A 17,727-nucleotide genomic window follows, 5' to 3' on the forward strand; every position below is an offset into this window, starting at 1 on the left:
AGGCCCTCGCACTGGGACGGCAATCCCGGCGGGGGCCGAAGTCTTTTTCGGTTGTGTGCGCTGAGCGTAGAGGTGTCGGCCGCTCGAAAATCCAGCTGAGCAGGTGATGTTCACCCGCCCGAGTGACGGCAGGTCTCGGGCGGGAGGGGTGGGCTTGGTGGGGTTCTCTCCCCCGGGTTCTTGCTTGGTAAGGCGCCGTCGGCACCGGAGCTTCAGATCTCGGGTTTCGGTGCGGTGAGCCGCAGTTCGGCCCAGACCGTCTTGCGCGGGAAGCGGCCGTCCGTCACACCCCAGCGGTCCGCGAGCGCGTCGACCAGGAGCAGGCCCCTGCCCGACTCCGCGTCCGGGGAGGGTGCTCGCCGCTCGGGCGGTCGTTCGCCCCGGGTGTCGGTCACCTCGATGCGGAGGGTGCCGCCGACGACGTAGAGCGTCAGCCGGAAGTCGCGGCCCGGTACGCGACCGTGCGTGGCCGCGTTGACGGCCAGCTCCGCGATGATCTGCCGGGCCGGGTCCAACGGCAGCCCCCATGAGCGCAGTTGCTCCACGGCGAGCAGACGCGCGAGGCGGGCGCCGCGCGGCGTGGAGGAGAGCTGCACGCTGAAGTTCTTGAGGGGGGCGTCGGGTTCGGCGATTTGCTGATTCACATCACTCAGCGTGGCCGGATCTGCTTACCGTGAGAGGTCACTTGGCGCGTACGTACGGTCACTGTCCGGAGGTTGTCCGGTGCTGTCGTGGCTGTGCCGACGGTTGGTACGGGTAGGGCGCCGGGTGCGTCACGGACGATTCCGAGGGAGAGGTGCGGCATGACGGCGGTCGAGGCGGAGGCGGGTCGGCTCAAGGAAGAGGCGGACGAACCGGGTTGGGAGGTGGACCCGGACGACGAGTGGGGCGTCGCGGTCATCACGACCGTCGGGCGGCAGTTGAAGCTGCGTCGCGAGGCGGCGGGGATGCGGGCTGCCGAGTTCGGCCGGGTCGTCGGGTACGGCGAGGACATGATCTACAAGATCGAGGGTGGCAAGCGGATCCCTCGCCAGGAGTTCCTGGACAAGGCGGACGAGATCCTGAACGCGGGCGGGCTCATCGCCGCGGCCTGGGAGGACGTGAAGAAGGTTCGGTACCCGAAGAAGGTCCGTGAGCTTGGGAAGTTGGAAGCGAAAGCGGTCGAGATCGCTGTGTACCAGTCCAACAGCATCAATGGCTTGTTGCAGACGCCGGAACATGCGCGAGCTGTGATCGGGGCGGCTCAGCCGCCCTACTCTCCGGACGACGTGGAGCGCATGGTGGCTGCACGCATCGCCCGGCGAACCGTTTTCGAGCGTGATCCTGCTCCGGCGCTCAGCTTCGTCCTGGAGGAAGGGGTTATGCGTCGGCCTATCGGAGGCACAATGGTGTGGCGTCAGCAGCTCGAACGCCTCTTGGAGGTGGGGCGGTTGCACAACGTCGTGCTTCAGGTGATGCCGATGAACTGTGAGACCCACTCCGGGACGGACGGCACGATCGAGCTGCTGAAGTTCGCGGACGGGACGGCGGTTGGCCGGGCCGATGGCGAGTTCAACGGACGGCCGACTTCGGACCCCAAACAGCTGCGCATCCTTGAACTGCAGTATGGGACGATCCGAGCTCAGGCGCTCTCGCCTCGGGAGTCGCTGGCCTTCATCGAGCAACTGCTGGGAGAAACATGATCCGCAAGACCACTGCCGGGGACGCCTCCGAGCTGGCGTGGTTCAAAAGCAGCTACAGCAGCGGCAACAACGGTGAGTCGTGTGTAGAACTCGCCCTCACCCCCGGCACCGTCCACGTCCGCGACTCCAAGAACACCGCCGGACCCCGGCTCACCTTCACCCCGTACACCTGGGCCCGCTTCGTCCCGTACGCGTCCGGGGGCTGAACTCCCCTTCGAGGAACACGCAGCCTGTCTCCCACAACTCCCCGGAGGAAGCGGGTCGCCGCCGCGCGCAAGCCCCCGCGCGCAGGGAACCGCCGCCCCCCTCTATGGTCGTCTCGGGATGTGAGCCGGGCGATCACCGGACGATCGACCGTGCTCGGACAACGGACGCGGATGACCAACGGGGGGATCATGTCCACTGTCTTCCGACCGTCGCGCACGACGGTCACCGCCGTGGCCGTCGCGGTCACGGCGCTCACCGGCTGCGGCGGCGAGGGGGAACGGGCCGGAACCAAGAAGGGCGGCCCACCGTCCTCGCCGACCGCCTCGGCCGAACCCGCCCCCTCCGGCAGACCGAGCGCCTCCGCCGAGCCCTCGGCCCCCAGCACCGTCGGGGCCCTGCCCGACGCCTACGACTTCACGCCCGATCCGAAGCGGATACCCCGAACGGCGGCCCAGGCCCGCACCCTCACGCGCAACGCCTCGCTCGCGCCCGCCGACTGGACGCCCGGCATGGTCCGGCACCACCCGTACGAGACGGCCGGGACCTGGCCGGTGCTTCCCGATACCTGTGTCTGGACCAGGGCGAAGCTGCCCGAGGGGGTGCTGGACAGCTACACCCGCCGCATCGACCTGCCGGCCGAGGACGGCAAGGGCCGCGTCCAGGGGTCGGTGACGGTCACCGTGCACCGGGACGAGGCGGGCGCCGAGCGGGAGTTGAAGGACACCGTGCAGGAGAGTTTCCGCTGCCCCGTGCAGCATCTCGGCGGCGGGCAGAAGCTCAGCGGGCTGATGTCGATGCACCTGGATCCCAAGGACGTGAAGAACGCCGACGCCACGCTCTTCGAGTCCGGCACCTACTCGGGGCCCTCGTCCGGCGGACCCCAGGGGTACGTCTGGAGCAAGTCCCGCATCGGGCCCGTCACGACGGCCGTCTCGGTGAAGGGCGCCAAGGGCCACACCGTCACGGACCTGGTGCGGCTCGCCGCGGAGGCCGGGGCGAAGCTGCTGTACCGGGTGGAGCTGGAACTGAAGTGACCGACCTGCAGCCCCTCGGGCCCCAGGACCCGGCACGCATCGCCGGGTACCGCGTCCTGGGCCGGCTCGGCGTCGGCGGGATGGGCGTCGTCCTGCTCGGCCGGTCGGCGGGCGGCACGCTCGTCGCGGTCAAGCTGATCCGGGCCGAGTACGCGGACGACGCCGCGTTCCGCACCCGGTTCCGGCGCGAGGTCGCCATCGCCCGCCGGGTGCGCACCCGGTACGCCGTCCCGGTCGTCGACGCGGACACCGAGGCCGCCGCGCCGTGGCTCGCCACCGCGTTCGTGCCGGGGCCGTCGCTGGCCGACGCGGTGGCGGCGACCGGCCCGCTGCCGGCGCGCAGCGTGCGGGCGCTCGGCGGGATGCTCGCCGAGGCGCTGGAGGCGGTCCACGCCGCGGGCATGGTGCACCGGGACGTCAAACCCGGCAACGTCCTGCTCGCCGTGGACGGCCCGCGCCTCATCGACTTCGGCATCGCCCGTGCCCTGGACGACACCGTGCTCACGGCCACGGACGCGGTGGTCGGATCCCCCGGCTTCCTCTCCCCGGAGCAGGCCCAGGGCCGCCCCGTCGGACCGCCGAGCGACATCTTCTCGCTCGGCTGCGTCCTCGCCCACGCGGCGAGCGGTGTCCGGCCCTTCGGCGGCGGCCCCGTGGAGGCCCTGCTGTTCAGGACCGTGTACGACCCGCCGCAGCTCGACGGCGTACCGGCCGGGCTGCGGCCGGTCGTCGAGGCGTGCCTGGCCAAGGAGCCGGGCGAGCGGCCCACCGCCGCGGAACTGCGGGCCGCCTGTGCTGAGGACGACGCCGGACAGACCTGGCTGCCCACCTCCGTCACCCACCTCATCGCCGAACGCTCCGCCCGGATGCTGGCCCTGCCGGAGATCGAGGCGACGCAGCTCGACGCCACGGCGCCCACCGCGCCGTCCGACGCCCCGGACACCGCGGGGGGTGCCCGGCCGCCGGGCAGGCGGCGGATGCTCACCTACCTCGCCTCCGGAGCCGCCGGGCTCGCCGTCGCGGGGTCGACGGCGTGGCTGCTCGGCCGCGACGGCGACGGCGACGGCGGGACCGGTCGGCGCGACACGTCGAGGCCGGTGCTGCACCTCGCGCTCCAGGCCGACCTGACCGGCCCCGCACGCCGACACGGGAAGGCCGCCGAGCAAGGAGCCCGCCTGGCCGTTGCCGAGCACAACGCCGACGAGGACAACCCGTTCACCCTCGCCCTGACCACCGCCGACGACCGGGGCGACGTGTCGGGCGCCGAGTCGGCCGCACGCCGCCTCGCGGCGGACGGGCGGATCGCCGCTGTGATCGGCGCGACCGGCGCGGACGCGGTCGGCGCCACGCTCGACACCTACGACGGGGCCGGACTCACCCTCGTCGGCGTGCTCGACGGCGACATCCGCCACCTGAACCGGATCCTGCTGACCGCGCGGCCCAGCAACGCCCTGCACCTGTACCCGGCCGCGCAGTACCTCGGGCTGCACGACCTCGACGACATCGCCGTCGTCGACGACGAGAGCGAGTACGGACGGCAGGTGACCCGGCTGTTCGCCGAAGGGCTGCGGGGCACGGGCGGACGCAGGGTGCTGCCGGAGACGGTTCCCGCGGACGCCCGGGACACCGACGCCCGGGTCCGGGCCATGGTCGCCAAGTCCCCCGGCGCGGTGGTCTACGGCGGCGGGGCCGATGGCATCGCCCGTTTCGCCCGCGCCCTCGCCGGGACCGGCTACCGCGGGCCCCGCATCGCCAGCCAGGCGGCCCACGACCCCGACTTCCCGGACAGGGCCGGCGCGTCCGCCGACGGCTGGCTCGTGGTGTCCACGGCGACCGACCCGCTCGCCGCGCCGGCGGCACGCGCTTTCACCCGGGCCTTCCGCGCCCGCCACCGGGCCGATCCGCCCTCCTTCGCCGCCGAGGCGTACGACGTGGTACGGCTGGTCGCTGCCTGCGCGCGGAAGCTGGACCGGCCCCGGCCGACCCGGCACGATCTGCTGCCCGCGCTGCGCAGGACGACGTACGAAGGGGTCTCCAAGACCTACGCGTTCGAACCGGAGAACGGCGGGTACGTCGGCGCGGGCGCGTTCTTCTACCGCGTGACCGGCGGGCGCTTCCGCTTCCTCGGCAGCGACCACCGCAAGGTGTGACCCCCCGAACGGGTGCCCCGGCCGCGGCACCCCGCGCGGCCGCGGGCGGAGGGCCCCGGGCGGCCTTCGGACCCCGGGCCGGGACCGGGACCGGTGACGGGGACGGGGAGAGGCGCACCGCGGGCCGGGTACACGGGACGCGGCACGGGGTCTCGTCGCCCGGCCGCCCGGGTGCCGGACGGGGCCGTACCCGGAGCCGGTCCGGCAGGGTGCTCGACGTCCGTACCGGGACCCGGTCCGGTGGGGTGCCGGACGGCGGCACCGGAACCGGTCACGGGCGGGGAGCCGGGACGGGCCACCGGGACGGGGCCCTTGCCGGCCGGGGAGGCGTCGCTCCCGAGCGATGCGCGCTCGCGGCCGGAGGGGCGGTACCTTCGGGCACACGCCGATCAGGGCCGATGAGGGAGTCAACGTGAGCAAGTTCGTGCGGCCGGCCGCCGAGGGTGCCGACCCGTTCGGTACGGCCCGTCTGCGGCGTGGCGTCCTGGACGCCTGGGCCACCAGCCCCGCGCGGTTCCGTGAGGACGCCAACGCCGAGGAGGACCTCGTCCTCGGCGGCTACCGGGACCGGCTCGTCGTCGAACTCGCCCAGAACGCCGCCGACGCCGCCGCCCGCGCCGGAGTCCCGGGCCGGCTGCGGCTCACCCTGCGCGAGGGCGTCCTCGTCGCCGCCAACACCGGCGCCCCGCTGGACGCGGCCGGCGTCGAGTCGCTGTCCACGCTGCGCGCCTCCGCCAAGCGGGACGCCCCCGACCGGGCCGTGGGCCGCTTCGGCGTCGGCTTCGCGGCGGTCCTGGCCGTCACCGACGAGCCCGCCGTCGTCGGCCGGCACGGCGGCGTGCGCTGGTCCCTGCCCGAGGCCCGGGACCTGGCGGGCGACACCGCCCGGCACAGCCCCGGCCTCGGCGACGAGATCCGCCGCCGCGACGGCCACGTACCGCTGCTGCGCCTGCCGTTCCCCGCCGAGGGCACCGCGCCCGCCCCGTACGACACGGCCGTGATCCTGCCGCTGCGCGACGCGGCCGCCGCCGACCTCGCCGAGCGGCTGCTGCACGCCGTTGACGACGCCCTGCTGCTCGCCCTGCCCGGCCTCACCGAGGTCGTCGTGGAGATCAACGGCGAGGCTCCGCGCACGCTCACCCGGGGCACCGACGGCCCCTTCACCGTCGTCGACGACTCCGGCAACGGCGTCACGCACTGGCGCACCGCCACGGCCCACGGACCACTCACCCCCGACCTCCTCGCCGACCGGCCCGTGGAGGAGCGGCTGCGCCCCCACTGGTCCGTCACCTGGGCCGTCCCCGTCGACGCCGACGGCACCCCGGTCCGGCCCCGCACCAGCCCCGTCGTGCACGCGCCCACCCCCAGCGACGAGCCGCTCGGCGTCCCGGCCCTGCTCATCGCCTCGCTCCCGCTGGACTCCACCCGCCGGCACGCCGCACCGGGCCCGCTCACCGACTTCCTCGTGCAGCGCGCCGCCGACGCCTACGCCGAGCTCCTCGCCGACTGGCGCCCGGTGACCGCCGGGATCATCGACCTCGTGCCGGGCCCGCTCGGCAAGGGGGAACTGGACGGGGCGCTGCGCCAGGCGATCGTGGAGCGGCTGCCGCGCACCGCCTTCCTGCCGCCCGCCGCCGCACCGCGCGGCCACGACGACGACGCCGACCTGCCGGAGTCCCTGCGGCCCCGGGACGCCGAGGTCGTCGAGGGCGCCGGCGCCGACACCGTACGGGTGCTCGCCGAGGTGCTGCCGACCCTGCTGCCCGCCGGGCTGGAACGGCGCGTGGAACTGCGCACCCTGGGCGTCGCCCGGGTCCCGCTGACCGACGCGGTCGACCGGCTCGCCGGGCTGGAGAAGGCGCCCGAGTGGTGGCACCGGCTGTACGAGAGCCTCGCGGGGGTCGACCCCGACCGGCTCTCCGGGCTGCCGGTGCCGCTCGCTGACGGCAGGACCACCATCGGACCCCGGCAGGTGCTGCTGCCCGGCACGGACGCCACCCGGATCGACCCGGAGGTGCTGGCCCGGCTCGGGCTCAAGGTCGCCCACCCGGACGCCGCCCACCCGCTGCTGGAGAAGCTCGGCGCCCTCCCCGCCACCCCGCGCGCGGTGCTCACCACCCCGCAGGTGCGGGCCGCGGTCGCCGCCTCCCTCGACGACGAGGGCGCCCTGAACTGGGAGGAGGACGCCCCCGATGCCGAGGAGCTCGCCGACACCGTACTCGGCCTGGTGCGCGACGCCGGACTCGAACCCGGCGACGAGCCCTGGCTCGGCGCCCTCGCCCTGCCGGACGAGGACGGCGAACTCGCCCCCGCCTGCGAGCTGGTCTTCCCCGGCGGGCCCTTCGCCCGGGTCATGCGGGAGGGCGAACTCGCCGCCGTGGACGCCGAACTGGCCGAACGCTGGGGTGAACAGCCGCTGGCCGCCTGCGGGGTGCTGGTGACCTTCGCCCTGGTCCGCGCCACCGACGTGGTCCTCGACCCGGACGAACTCGAGCCCCGGGAGAGCGATTTCGCCGAACCGGACGACGTGGGCCTGCTGGACGCCGTGGACGTGTGGAGCGAGGACGTCCTCGACCGCTTCCCCGACAGCCCCGTGCCGCCGGTCGCCACCGAGATCGTCGCCGTGCGGGACCTGGACCTGGTGGACGACGACCACTGGCCCGAGGCCCTCGCCCTGCTGTCGCGGCCCCCGTTGCGGGACGCCCTCGTCCAGCCCGTGCGCGTTCTGCTCCCGGACGGCACCCACGAGGTCGTACGCCCCTACACCGCCTGGTGGCTGCGCGGTCACCCGGTGCTCGACGGCCGCCGCCCGGCCGGCCTGCGCGCGGCCGGCGGCGACCCGTTGCTGCGCGGCCTGTACGAGGAGGCCGACGCCACCGGCTTCGACGACGAGCAGGTGCTGCGGGCACTGGGCGTACGGACGTCGGTCGCCGCCCTGCTCGGCGAACCCGGCGGCGCGGCCGAGCTCCTGGACCGGCTCGCCGACCCGGACCGCGAGGTCACCGCCGCACAGCTGCACGCCCTGTACGGGGCGCTGGCCGAGCTGGACCCCGAGCAGGTGACCCTGCCGGAGGAGCTGCGCGCGGTGGTCGACGGCCGGGTGGAGGTCGTGGACGCGTCCGAGGCGGTCGTGGTCGACTCGCCCGATCTGCTGCCCTTCACCCGGGGAGTCCCGCTGCTCCCCGTCCGCCCGTCCCGGGCCGCCGAACTGGCGGAGCTGTTCCAGGTGCGGCGGCTGAGCGAGTCCGTCACCGGCGAGGTGGACTCCGAGGGCACGGAGCACGACGTACCGGAGCCGGTGCGGGTGCTGCTCGGCCCGCGCACGCCGCGCACGTACGTGGAGCACGAGGAACTCGTCGTGGACGGCGTGGAGATCGACTGGCGGCTGACCGACGACGGCGTCCTGCACGCCGCGACCCTGGAGGGCGTGGCCGCCGGACTCGCCTGGGCGGCCGGCCAGTGGCCGCGCCGCTTCGAGGTCGCCGCGCTGCTGGAGGACCCGTCCCGGACGGAGGAGCTGGCCCGGGACCGGTGGTTCGACTGACCACCGGGACCCCCAGGACACTTTTCCGCCACTTCCCGTACAACCATGTGCCCGGGTGGTGGATCTGATCCTGCGAGTCAACAGACTCCACGATCACTCGGGCCCCGTGCCGACGACGAGCCGTAGGAAACGACCAGATGCCGGGGCCCCTTTCTCCACTTGGGGAACGCATGCGCATTCGAGCCACCGTGGCCGCCGTCACCGGCGCCCTGGCCCTCTCCGCCCTCGTCGTCCCGGCCGCGCAGGCGGGTACGCCGGGCGACGCCGACCCGCAGGTGCCGAGCGCCGCCGAGCGCTTCGGCGTCTCCGGGTCGAAGACCGCCTTCAGCACGGCCGCCGCCCAGGCCGCGCCCGTCGTGTCCAAGGTGACGATCAACTCCGGCAAGGCCGTCGCCGTCGGCACCACGTACGCCAAGACCTTCACGGTGTCCGTCACCGCGAGCCACGCCGCGGGCATCGAGGACGCCTTCGTCGTGCTGTGGCACGGCACCAACATCGACACCGACATCGACGGCGCGCTGGTCCCGAACGAGGACGCCGCGACCTGCACGGCCGCCAGCGCCACCACGTCCACCTGCAAGCTCACCATCACGGCCGAGCCGGGCACCGACCTGTACAAGAACGCCCTCGCCGGCACCTGGCACGTGAGCACCGGCGTACTGGCGCGCGACGCCAGCGTCTACTGGAACGACTACCACACCACCCACAAGGTGCAGCGCTACTCCAAGCTCACCGTCAACGCCTCGCCCGAGCCCGTGCTCAAGGGCAGGACCATCACGGTCACCGGCAAGCTCACGCGGGCCAACTGGGAGACCTTCCAGTACGCCGGTTACACCAACCAGTACGTGAAGCTCCAGTACCGCAAGGCGGGCAGCACCACCTACACCACCCTGAAGACGATCAAGAGCGACTCGACGGGTTACCTCAAGACCACGACGACCGCCTCCGCCGACGGGTACTACCGCTACTCGTTCGCCGGCACCACGACCACCCCGGCCGTCAACGCCACGGCCGACTACGTCGACGTGCAGTAGTCCCCGGGTCTGCTACGCGGGAAAGCGGCGGTCCACCCACGTCCACAGGAACTCCAGGGTGGCCGCCGCCACCACGGCCACGCCGACCGCCGTCCACGGCATCGTCACGCCGACCAGTTTCAGCGCGAAGAACTCCTGCAGCCACGGCACCACCAGGACCAGCAGGAAGGCCGCGCCCATCGCCGCCACCAGCGCCACGCGCCACCAGGTGTAGGGGCGGGCGATGATCGCCAGCACCCACATCGAGATAAGGAACAGCGTCAGCGTCGCCGCGCTCGTCTCCGCGTCCAGCGCGCCCTCACCGGTGTAGTGCCGCCGGGCGATCAGGTACGTCACGAACGTCGCCACCGCGGCCAGCGCCCCGCCCGGGATCGCGTACCGCATGACCCGCCGCACGAAGTGGGGCCTGGCCCGCTCCTTGTTCGGGGCGAGGGCCAGGAAGAACGCCGGGACGCCGATGGTCAGCGTGGACAGCAGGGTCAGGTGGCGCGGCAGGAACGGGTACTCCACCTGCCAGCACACCACCAGCACCGCCAGCAGCACCGAGTACACCGTCTTCACCAGGAACAGCGTCGCGACCCGGGTGATGTTGCCGATGACGCGCCGCCCCTCGGCGACCACCGACGGCAGCGTGGCGAAGCTGTTGTTCAGCAGCACGATCTGCGCGACCGCCCGGGTGGCCTCCGACCCGGAGCCCATCGCCACCCCGATGTCGGCGTCCTTCAGGGCCAGGACGTCGTTCACGCCGTCACCGGTCATCGCGACCGTGTGCCCGTGCGACTGGAGCGCGCCCACCATGTTCCGTTTCTGCTGCGGGGTGACCCGCCCGAACACCGTGCCCTCGTCCAGTGCCCGGGCCATTCCGTCCCGCTCGGCGGGCAGGCGCCGCGCGTCCACGGTCCTCCCCTCCAGGCCGAGCTTGGCCGCGACCGCGCCCACCGACACCGCGTTGTCCCCGGAGATCACCTTGGCGCGGACGTCCTGCTCGGCGAAGTAGCGCAGGGTGTCGGCCGCGTCCGGGCGCAGCCGCTGCTCCAGCACCACCAGCGCGGCCGGCGAGACTCCCTTCGCGGCCTCGGGGTCGTCCACGTCCACGTCCTGCCGGGCGCGGGCCAGCAGCAGCACGCGCAGGCCCTGCTCGTTCAGCCGCCCGGTGTCGGCCAGCGCCGGGTCGTCGTCCTCCAGGAGCACGTCGGGCGCCCCCAGCAGCCAGGTGACGCTCCGCCCGTCGCCCTCGTCGAAGGTGGCGCCGCTGTACTTGCGGGCGGAGGAGAAGGGCAGGGTGTCGGTGAGGCGCCAGCCCTCGGCGTCCGGATAGGCGTCGATGATCGCCTCGAGCGAGGCGTTCGGCCGCGGGTCCGCGGCGCCGAGCGCGCCCAGCACCCTGCGCACGTAGCCCTCGTCGGCGCCGTCGAGCATCCGCAGCCCGGTGACGTCCATGCCACCCTCGGTGAGTGTGCCGGTCTTGTCGAGACAGACCGTGTCGACGCGGGCCAGGCCCTCGATGGCGGGCAGCTCCTGCACCAGGCACTGCTTGCGGCCCAGCCGGATCACGCCGATGGCGAAGGCGACCGAGGTGAGCAGCACCAGCCCCTCGGGGACCATCGGCACGATCCCGCCGACCGTGCGGGCGACGGAGTCCTTCAGCTCGTTGTCCTTCACCACGAGCTGGCTGATGATCAGACCGATCGCGGTCGGGACCATCATCCACGTCACGTACTTGAGGATCGTGGAGATCCCGGAGCGCAGCTCGGAGTGGACCAGGGTGAACCGCGACGCCTCCTCGGCGAGCTGGGCCGCGTACGCCTCGCGCCCGACCCTGGTCGCCTGGAAGGCGCCGCCGCCGGCGACCACGAAACTGCCCGACATCACCTGGTCCCCGGGCCGTTTGACCACGGGGTCGGCCTCACCGGTGAGCAGGGACTCGTCGATCTCCAGCCCGTCCGCCTCGCCGCAGACGCCGTCGACGACGACCTTGTCGCCCGGCCCGATCTCGATCAGGTCGTCGAGCACGATCTCGGCGGTGCCGACCTCGGTGGCCACCCCGTCCCGGCGCACCGTGGGCCGCACCTCGCCGATCAGGGCGAGCGAGTCCAGGGTCTTCTTCGCCCGCCACTCCTGGACGATGCCGATGCCGGTGTTGGCGAGGATCACGAAGCCGAACAGGCTGTCCTGGATCGGCGCGACGACCAGCATGATCAGCCACAGCACGCCGATGATTGCGTTGAAGCGGGTGAGGACGTTCGCGCGGACGATCTCCGTCAGGGACCGGCTGCTGCGCACCGGCACGTCGTTGACCTGCCCACGCGCCACCCGTTCCGCCACCTCGGCGGAGGTCAGGCCGGTCACCGGGGAGGTGATCGCGACGGGCGGTGCGACACCGGCCTGGGCGTCCGCGTCGAGATGCGTCATGCAATCGACGGTACGTGCGGTCCCGGGGCCGTACCCACCCGTCCGCGGAAGATCCGACCTGGGGAGGACGGCGTGGTGCGGTGGTCGTACGAGGGTGCCGGGGCGGTGTCGGGGTGGGCGGTCGGTGGGGTGGTCGGTCGGGTGTGGTCAGTCGGCGGACTGCGTGGGGGTGGTGCCGTCGGCGGGCCGCGCGGGGGGCGTGCCGTCGGCCGGCTGCCGCGCCTCGGCGGCCCGGGCCCGCTTGATCGCCGCGTCGCGCCTGCGGACGTACCAGATGCCGATGAACCCGAGCCCGCCCCCGGCCAGACAGGTCCACAGCCACCAGGTGTGCCCGTGCTCCTCGTACCAGCCGTAGAAGGGCAGCTGGACGAGGAAGAGGACGAACCAGAGGACGGTGCCGCCGACGACGGTGGCGACCACGGGACCCTCCAGGGGCTCCGGCGCCTCGTGCCTCGGGGATCCCGAAAAAAGACCGGCCATGGGCACAGCTTACGAGGCACGTCCGACGGAGCCGGGACCGCGTCGGCCGGACCGGGACGGCGGGGTCTACGCGCGGAGATGGGCGTTCGCGGAGATGTATGTTCATACTGAATCCGTTTGTCTCTGATCACTTCTGCTCGTAGGAAAGACCAAAGGGCTTGGGGGAAGTCCGGCGGTGATGAGGTCCCGCATGTCCACGTCGGCCCCCGCCAAGGCCCCCACCCCCGATGAGCCGGGGTCCGGCGCCGCGTCCGGCGCCCTCGACCGCTTCTTCCGGATCTCCGAGCGCGGCAGCTCCGTACCCCGTGAGATCCGTGGCGGTTTCGCCACCTTCTTCGCGATGGCCTACATCATCGTGCTGAACCCGATCATCCTGGGCAGCGCGAAGGACATGTACGGCCACCAGCTGGACAACGGCCAGCTGGTCACCGCGACCGCCCTGTCGGCGGCGTTCACCACCCTCCTCATGGGCGTCATCGGCAACGTCCCGATCGCGCTGGCCGCCGGCCTGGGCGTGAACTCGGTCGTCGCGCTCCAGCTCGCCCCGCGCATGTCCTGGCCGGACGCCATGGGCATGGTGGTGCTGGCCGGCTTCGTCGTCATGCTGCTGGTCGCCACCGGACTGCGCGAGCGCGTGATGAACGCCGTCCCCCACGGCCTGCGCAAGGCCATCGCCATCGGCATCGGCCTGTTCATCATGCTGATCGGTCTGGTGGACTCCGGTTTCGTCTCCCGCATCCCGGACGCCGCGCACACCACCGTCCCGCTCCAGCTCGGCGGCGACGGCCACCTCACGGGCTGGCCGGTGCTCGTCTTCGTCCTCGGCTCGCTGCTCACGCTGGCGCTGATCGTGCGCCGGGTGCCCGGGGCGATCCTCGTCTCCATCGTCGTGATGACGGTCTTCGCGATGATCGTCAACGCCGTGGCGGACATCCCCTCCTGGGGCCTGACCACGCCCACGTGGCCGGGCAACCCGCTCGCCACGCCCGACTTCGGCCTGGTCGGCGAGGTCAGTCTGTTGGGCGGCTTCGAGAAGGTGGGCCTGCTCACCGGCGTCCTGTTCGTCTTCACCGTGCTGCTGTCCTGCTTCTTCGACGCCATGGGCACGATCATGGGCGTCTCCGACGAGGCGAAGCTGACCGACGCCCAGGGTCAGATGCCCGGCATCAACAAGGTCCTGTTCGTCGACGGTGTCGCGGTCGCCGCCGGTGGTGCCACCTCCTCCTCGGCCACCACCTGCTTCGTGGAGTCCACGGCCGGTGTCGGCGAGGGCGCGCGGACCGGTCTCGCGAACGTGGTCACCGGCGCGCTGTTCGCCGGGGCGCTGTTCCTCACGCCGATCGCCACCATGGTGCCGTCCCAGGCTGCCACGCCCGCGCTGCTCGCGGTCGGCTTCCTGATCCTGGCCGGTTCGGTCAAGGAGATCGACTGGGCGGACCACACGATCGCCGTCCCGGCGTTCGTGACCATGGTGATGATGCCGTTCACCTACTCGATCACCAACGGCATCGGCATGGGCTTCATCACCTTCGTGGTGCTGCGCCTGGCGGCCGGGCGGGGCCGGGAGGTCCCGGTGGCGATGTACGTGGTGTCGGCGGTGTTCGCCTTCTACTACCTGATGCCGGCGCTGGGACTGACCTGACCGGCCGCGCGGGGCCGACCGGTCAGGTGACCCCGTAGAACTTCTCCGTCTCCTCGACGGCGGTCCGGAACCGCTGGTCGAAGTCATCGCGCATGAGCGTCCGGACGACATAGTCCTGGACGCTCGTGCCGCTTCTGGCGGCGTGCTGCCGGAGCCGTTCGAGCAGTTCGTGATCGATGCGCAGGCTGAGCACGTCGGTCCCCATGGATCCGAGCCTTGCCGCACACTTCGGCCCGATGGGTCGGGTTCCGCTCGTAGATCACTCGAAGGAGTGATCCGGTGGTGCCGGGGCGGGGCAGGATCGTAGGGCGAACGCACGACCCGATTGGTCTTTAGCGAGAGTAATGAGTTACGCTAAAGAACATGCCGGACCTCAGCCATGGCGACGACGCTGCCGCCGTGAACGCCCTTCGATCCGCCGTGATGCGGCTGTCCCGTCGGCTCAAGCACCAGCGCGTCGACGAGTCGCTCAGCCCCACCGAGATGTCGGTGCTCGGCACCCTGGCCCGCTGCGGGCGGGCCACCCCGGGCGAGCTCGCCCGCAAGGAACACGTCCAGCCGCCCTCGATGACCCGCATCGTGGCCCTGCTGGAGGCCAAGGGCCTGGTCCGGCTGGAGCCCCATCCCGACGACCGGCGCCAGAAGGTGGTGACCCAGACCGAGCAGGCCGAGGTGATGCTCGAGGAGAGCCGCCGCCGGCGCAACGCGTTCCTGGCGTCCCTCGTCGAGGGGCTCGACGAGGACGAGTGGGCGAAACTTCGCGCCGCCGCCCCCGTGCTGGAGAAGCTCGCACACCTGTAGACAGGCAGCAGTGACAAGGAGGCGACCCTTTGAGTACGGGACCCGGAGCAGCTTCCGCCCCCGCACCGCACACCGACGACCCCTTGACCGCCCCCACTCCCCGCACCCGTAAGTCCACGATGTTCTCCTCGCTGAGGATCAGGAACTACCGCCTGTTCTTCATCGGCCAGGTCGTCTCCAACATCGGCACCTGGATGCAGCGCATCGCCCAGGACTGGCTGGTCCTCGGCCTCACCGGCTCCTCGGCCGCCGTCGGCATCACCACGGCCCTCCAGTTCCTGCCCATGCTGTTGTTCGGCCTCTACGGCGGCGTCCTCGTCGACCGCCTGCCCAAGCGCCCCGCGCTGCTCGTCACCCAGTCCGCCATGGCGCTCACGGCGATCGCGCTCGCCGTGCTCACCCTGACCGGCCTGGTCGACGTGTGGCACGTCTACGTCGCCGCCTTCGCCGTCGGCCTCGCGACCGTCGTCGACAACCCGGCCCGCCAGTCCTTCGTCTCCGAACTCGTCGGCCCGGGCCAGCTGCAGAACGCGGTCAGCCTGAACTCGGCGAACTTCCAGTCCGCCCGCCTGGTCGGCCCCGCCGTCGCGGGCCTGCTGATCACCGGCGTGGGCACGGGCTGGGCGTTCCTGCTCAACGGCCTGTCCTTCGTGGCCCCGCTCACCGGCCTGCTGATGATGCGCGCCCGCGAACTCCACGCCGTCGACCGCGCCCCGCGAGGCAAGGGACAACTGCGGGAGGGCCTGCGCTACGTCGCGAGGCGCCCCGAGTTGATCTGGCCGATCGTGCTGGTCGGCTTCGTCGGCACCTTCGCCTTCAACTTCCCCGTCTACCTCTCGGCCTTCGCCGACGACGTCTTCGACGGAGACGCGGGCGTCTACAGCATGTTCAACACGCTGATGGCGGTCGGCTCCGTGGCCGGCGCCCTGCTCGCCGCCCGGCGCGGCACGGCCCGCCTGCGGCTGCTGATCCTGGCGGCGCTGGCCTTCGGCGCGGTGGAGATCCTGGCCGCGGTGTCTCCCGCGCTGTGGATGTTCGCGCTGCTGATGATCCCGATCGGCCTGTTCGCGATGACGGTCAACGTCACCACGAACTCCAGCATCCAGATGTCCACGGACCCGGCGGTCCGGGGCCGTGTGATGGCCTTCTACATGATGGTCTTCCTCGGCGGCTCCCCGGTCGGCGCGCCCGTCGTCGGCTGGGTCACCGACACCTACGGCGCCCGGATCGGCCTCGCGGCGGGCGGCGCGGTCGCCATGGCCGCGGCAGCGGTGATCGGCCTGATCCTGGCCAGGGCCGGCGGCCTGCGCCTGTCGGTGGGCTGGCGCCGCGGGCACCCGCAGGTGCGGTTCGTGCCGAGGGAGGAGCGGGAAACGGCGCCGGCCCGGGCGGCGTGACGCTGAGCGGGTGGCGGTCAGTCGTGGGGGAAGTCGTCGGTCCTGAGGACGAGACCGACGAGTGTGCCGGTCAGGTCGACGTCGACGCCGAAGTCGAAGCTGATGTTGCCGTGGTACTTCCCGTCCTGCGGCAGCGTGTGCAGATGCCACTCGCCGGTGTACGGGTCGACGATCAGGTACACCGGCACGCCGACGGCGGCGTAGGCGTCCTTCTTGGGGCCGTAGTCGTTGCCGGCGGTCCTCCCGGAGATCACCTCGGCGACGAACTCGACGTCCTCACAGCGCCACAGTCCCTTGTCGTTCCTGGTGGCACCCTCGGCCACCAGGGTCACATCGGAGGCGAAGCCGTTGAGGTACCCCGGGTAGTCGATGCGGACGTCCGACTTGATGCGCCTGCGCGGGTACCTGGTGCGCAGTTGCTCGACGATGTCGAGAATGATCTCCCAGTGGGTGTCTCGCTGCGGAGCCATGAAGATGTTCCCCCCGACGATCTCGGTCTTGTACCCCTCGGGGACGGGCATCTTCTCCAGCCACTCGAACATCATGTCGAGTGTGAGTTCGTCGCCGCTCTCGGCCATCTCGATCCTGTCATCAAGGACGGTCATCGTGGCGCTCCTCCCCGGCCACCCGCTCGATGCGTGCAGCCGCGCAGTACAACGATACGCACGGTGACAAGGTGACACCCGGCAGACTGGCCCCATGAGATTGTTCGCCGCCGTACTGCCCCCCGAGGACGTCACCCGCGAACTCGCCGCCGAGGTGGCCCGGCTGAAGAAGCTCCCCGGCGCAGACGCGCTGCGCTGGACCGAGCGGGCCGGGTGGCACTTCACCCTGGCCTTCTACGGGGAGGTGGACGACGCACTCGTGCCCGACCTGACCGCTCGCCTCGAGCGGGCAGCCACCCGGACCGATCCCTTCCCACTGGCGCTGCGCGGCGGCGGCCAGTTCGGCCACGGCAGGGCGCTGTGGACCGGGGCCGACGGGGATCTGCAGGCCCTGCGCCTGCTGGCCGACCGGTCCGAGGCGGCGGCGCGCAAGGCGGGCGTGCCGATGGGGGAGCACCGGCGCTACAAGGCGCATCTCACCGTGGCCCGCAGCCGGGACGCCATCGACCCACGGCCCTTTGTCGAGGCCCTGCACGACTTCCGCAGCCCCATCTGGACCGTGGCAGAGCTGGCGCTGGTCCGCAGCCATCTGCCCACGTCGGGTGTACCCGGCGAGCAGCCGCGCTACGAGGCGGTCGCGCGCCGGCCGCTCGGGGCGGCCGGTTAGGCTCGACGGCGTGGACCCGAAGACCCGGAACCGGATCATGGCCGGTGCGCTCGTGCTGATGTTCGTGGTGGT

The 17,727-nt window shown here is 72.2% G+C and carries 15 protein-coding genes; 10 read left to right on the forward strand and 5 right to left on the reverse strand.

Going from position 1 to position 17,727, the window contains the following annotated elements; all coding sequences use genetic code 11:
• Positions 1-212: 212 nt before the first annotated feature.
• Positions 213-644, reverse strand: coding sequence for an ATP-binding protein (locus tag ACFYOV_RS20275; RefSeq protein WP_389089459.1), 432 nt, complete (start codon positions 642-644; stop codon positions 213-215).
• A gap of 159 nt (positions 645-803) precedes the next feature.
• Here ACFYOV_RS20275 and ACFYOV_RS20280 point away from each other — a divergent pair, with 159 nt between their 5' ends.
• The 6 genes from ACFYOV_RS20280 (at position 804) to ACFYOV_RS20305 (ending at position 9,651) form a co-directional block, all read left to right on the forward strand.
• On the forward strand, positions 804-1,682 hold the full coding sequence (locus ACFYOV_RS20280) for a helix-turn-helix domain-containing protein (protein ID WP_389089461.1): 879 nt from the start codon (positions 804-806) through the stop codon (positions 1,680-1,682).
• The gene (locus tag ACFYOV_RS20285; RefSeq protein WP_389089462.1) at positions 1,679-1,888 is read left to right on the forward strand and encodes a DUF397 domain-containing protein; all 210 of its coding nucleotides are present in this window, start codon (positions 1,679-1,681) and stop codon (positions 1,886-1,888) included. The genes ACFYOV_RS20280 and ACFYOV_RS20285 overlap by 4 nt, the downstream gene beginning before the upstream one ends.
• A 189-nt stretch (positions 1,889-2,077) precedes the next feature.
• On the forward strand, positions 2,078-2,923 hold the full coding sequence (locus tag ACFYOV_RS20290) for a hypothetical protein (RefSeq protein ID WP_389089464.1): 846 nt from the start codon (positions 2,078-2,080) through the stop codon (positions 2,921-2,923).
• A gap of 5 nt (positions 2,924-2,928) precedes the next feature.
• Entirely contained in the window at positions 2,929-5,073 is a 2,145-nt protein-coding gene (locus ACFYOV_RS20295; RefSeq protein ID WP_389089663.1) for a bifunctional serine/threonine-protein kinase/ABC transporter substrate-binding protein, read from the forward strand.
• A 412-nt stretch (positions 5,074-5,485) separates the two neighbouring features.
• Complete coding sequence (locus tag ACFYOV_RS20300) at positions 5,486-8,617, forward strand: sacsin N-terminal ATP-binding-like domain-containing protein (RefSeq protein WP_389089465.1); 3,132 nt, start codon at positions 5,486-5,488, stop codon at positions 8,615-8,617.
• Positions 8,618-8,787: 170 nt separating this feature from the next.
• Positions 8,788-9,651 (forward strand): DUF5707 domain-containing protein, encoded by an 864-nt coding sequence (locus ACFYOV_RS20305; RefSeq protein ID WP_389089467.1) that lies wholly within the window; start codon positions 8,788-8,790, stop codon positions 9,649-9,651.
• Between the two features lie 12 nt (positions 9,652-9,663).
• On the opposite strand, the gene ACFYOV_RS20310 is transcribed toward ACFYOV_RS20305, so the two are convergent.
• On the reverse strand, positions 9,664-12,063 hold the full coding sequence (locus tag ACFYOV_RS20310) for an HAD-IC family P-type ATPase (protein WP_389089468.1): 2,400 nt from the start codon (positions 12,061-12,063) through the stop codon (positions 9,664-9,666).
• Positions 12,064-12,210: 147 nt separating this feature from the next.
• Entirely contained in the window at positions 12,211-12,543 is a 333-nt protein-coding gene (locus ACFYOV_RS20315) for a DUF2530 domain-containing protein (protein WP_389089469.1), read from the reverse strand.
• Positions 12,544-12,733: 190 nt separating this feature from the next.
• Between ACFYOV_RS20315 and ACFYOV_RS20320 the strand changes: the two genes are divergently transcribed.
• Positions 12,734-14,185, forward strand: a complete 1,452-nt coding sequence (locus tag ACFYOV_RS20320; RefSeq protein WP_389089471.1) for an NCS2 family permease — start codon at positions 12,734-12,736, stop codon at positions 14,183-14,185.
• A 22-nt stretch (positions 14,186-14,207) separates the two neighbouring features.
• On the opposite strand, the gene ACFYOV_RS20325 is transcribed toward ACFYOV_RS20320, so the two are convergent.
• Positions 14,208-14,390: a ribbon-helix-helix protein, CopG family gene (locus tag ACFYOV_RS20325; protein ID WP_389089473.1), complete on the reverse strand. Its 183-nt coding sequence runs from the start codon at positions 14,388-14,390 to the stop codon at positions 14,208-14,210.
• Between the two features lie 158 nt (positions 14,391-14,548).
• Between ACFYOV_RS20325 and ACFYOV_RS20330 the strand changes: the two genes are divergently transcribed.
• Positions 14,549-14,986, forward strand: a complete 438-nt coding sequence (locus ACFYOV_RS20330; RefSeq protein WP_389089474.1) for a MarR family winged helix-turn-helix transcriptional regulator — start codon at positions 14,549-14,551, stop codon at positions 14,984-14,986.
• A 29-nt stretch (positions 14,987-15,015) separates the two neighbouring features.
• Entirely contained in the window at positions 15,016-16,383 is a 1,368-nt protein-coding gene (locus ACFYOV_RS20335) for an MFS transporter (protein ID WP_389089476.1), read from the forward strand.
• 17 nt (positions 16,384-16,400) lie between these two features.
• Here ACFYOV_RS20335 and ACFYOV_RS20340 read toward each other — a convergent pair whose 3' ends face one another.
• A complete protein-coding gene (locus ACFYOV_RS20340; protein WP_389089477.1) occupies positions 16,401-16,988 on the reverse strand; it encodes a Uma2 family endonuclease in 588 nt (195 codons plus the stop codon).
• Positions 16,989-17,082: 94 nt separating this feature from the next.
• On the opposite strand from ACFYOV_RS20340, the gene thpR reads away from it, so the two are divergent.
• A complete protein-coding gene (gene thpR / locus ACFYOV_RS20345) occupies positions 17,083-17,655 on the forward strand; it encodes an RNA 2',3'-cyclic phosphodiesterase (protein WP_389089478.1) in 573 nt (190 codons plus the stop codon).
• The last annotated feature ends 72 nt before the right edge of the window (positions 17,656-17,727 follow it).

It is taken from the genome of Streptomyces sp. NPDC005931 (assembly GCF_042871235.1).
In the GTDB taxonomy this organism is placed as follows: domain Bacteria; phylum Actinomycetota; class Actinomycetes; order Streptomycetales; family Streptomycetaceae; genus Streptomyces.

Coding starts and splice junctions, on each gene's coding strand:
- ACFYOV_RS20340 (WP_389089477.1), bottom strand. CDS start 16,988: ATGACCGTCCTTGATGACAGGATCGAGATGGCCGAGAGCGGCGACGAA.
- ACFYOV_RS20310 (WP_389089468.1), bottom strand. CDS start 12,063: ATGACGCATCTCGACGCGGACGCCCAGGCCGGTGTCGCACCGCCCGTC.
- thpR (WP_389089478.1), top strand. CDS start 17,083: ATGAGATTGTTCGCCGCCGTACTGCCCCCCGAGGACGTCACCCGCGAA.
- ACFYOV_RS20285 (WP_389089462.1), top strand. CDS start 1,679: ATGATCCGCAAGACCACTGCCGGGGACGCCTCCGAGCTGGCGTGGTTC.
- ACFYOV_RS20320 (WP_389089471.1), top strand. CDS start 12,734: ATGTCCACGTCGGCCCCCGCCAAGGCCCCCACCCCCGATGAGCCGGGG.
- ACFYOV_RS20290 (WP_389089464.1), top strand. CDS start 2,078: ATGTCCACTGTCTTCCGACCGTCGCGCACGACGGTCACCGCCGTGGCC.
- ACFYOV_RS20315 (WP_389089469.1), bottom strand. CDS start 12,543: ATGGCCGGTCTTTTTTCGGGATCCCCGAGGCACGAGGCGCCGGAGCCC.
- ACFYOV_RS20280 (WP_389089461.1), top strand. CDS start 804: ATGACGGCGGTCGAGGCGGAGGCGGGTCGGCTCAAGGAAGAGGCGGAC.
- ACFYOV_RS20325 (WP_389089473.1), bottom strand. CDS start 14,390: ATGGGGACCGACGTGCTCAGCCTGCGCATCGATCACGAACTGCTCGAA.
- ACFYOV_RS20330 (WP_389089474.1), top strand. CDS start 14,549: ATGCCGGACCTCAGCCATGGCGACGACGCTGCCGCCGTGAACGCCCTT.
- ACFYOV_RS20305 (WP_389089467.1), top strand. CDS start 8,788: ATGCGCATTCGAGCCACCGTGGCCGCCGTCACCGGCGCCCTGGCCCTC.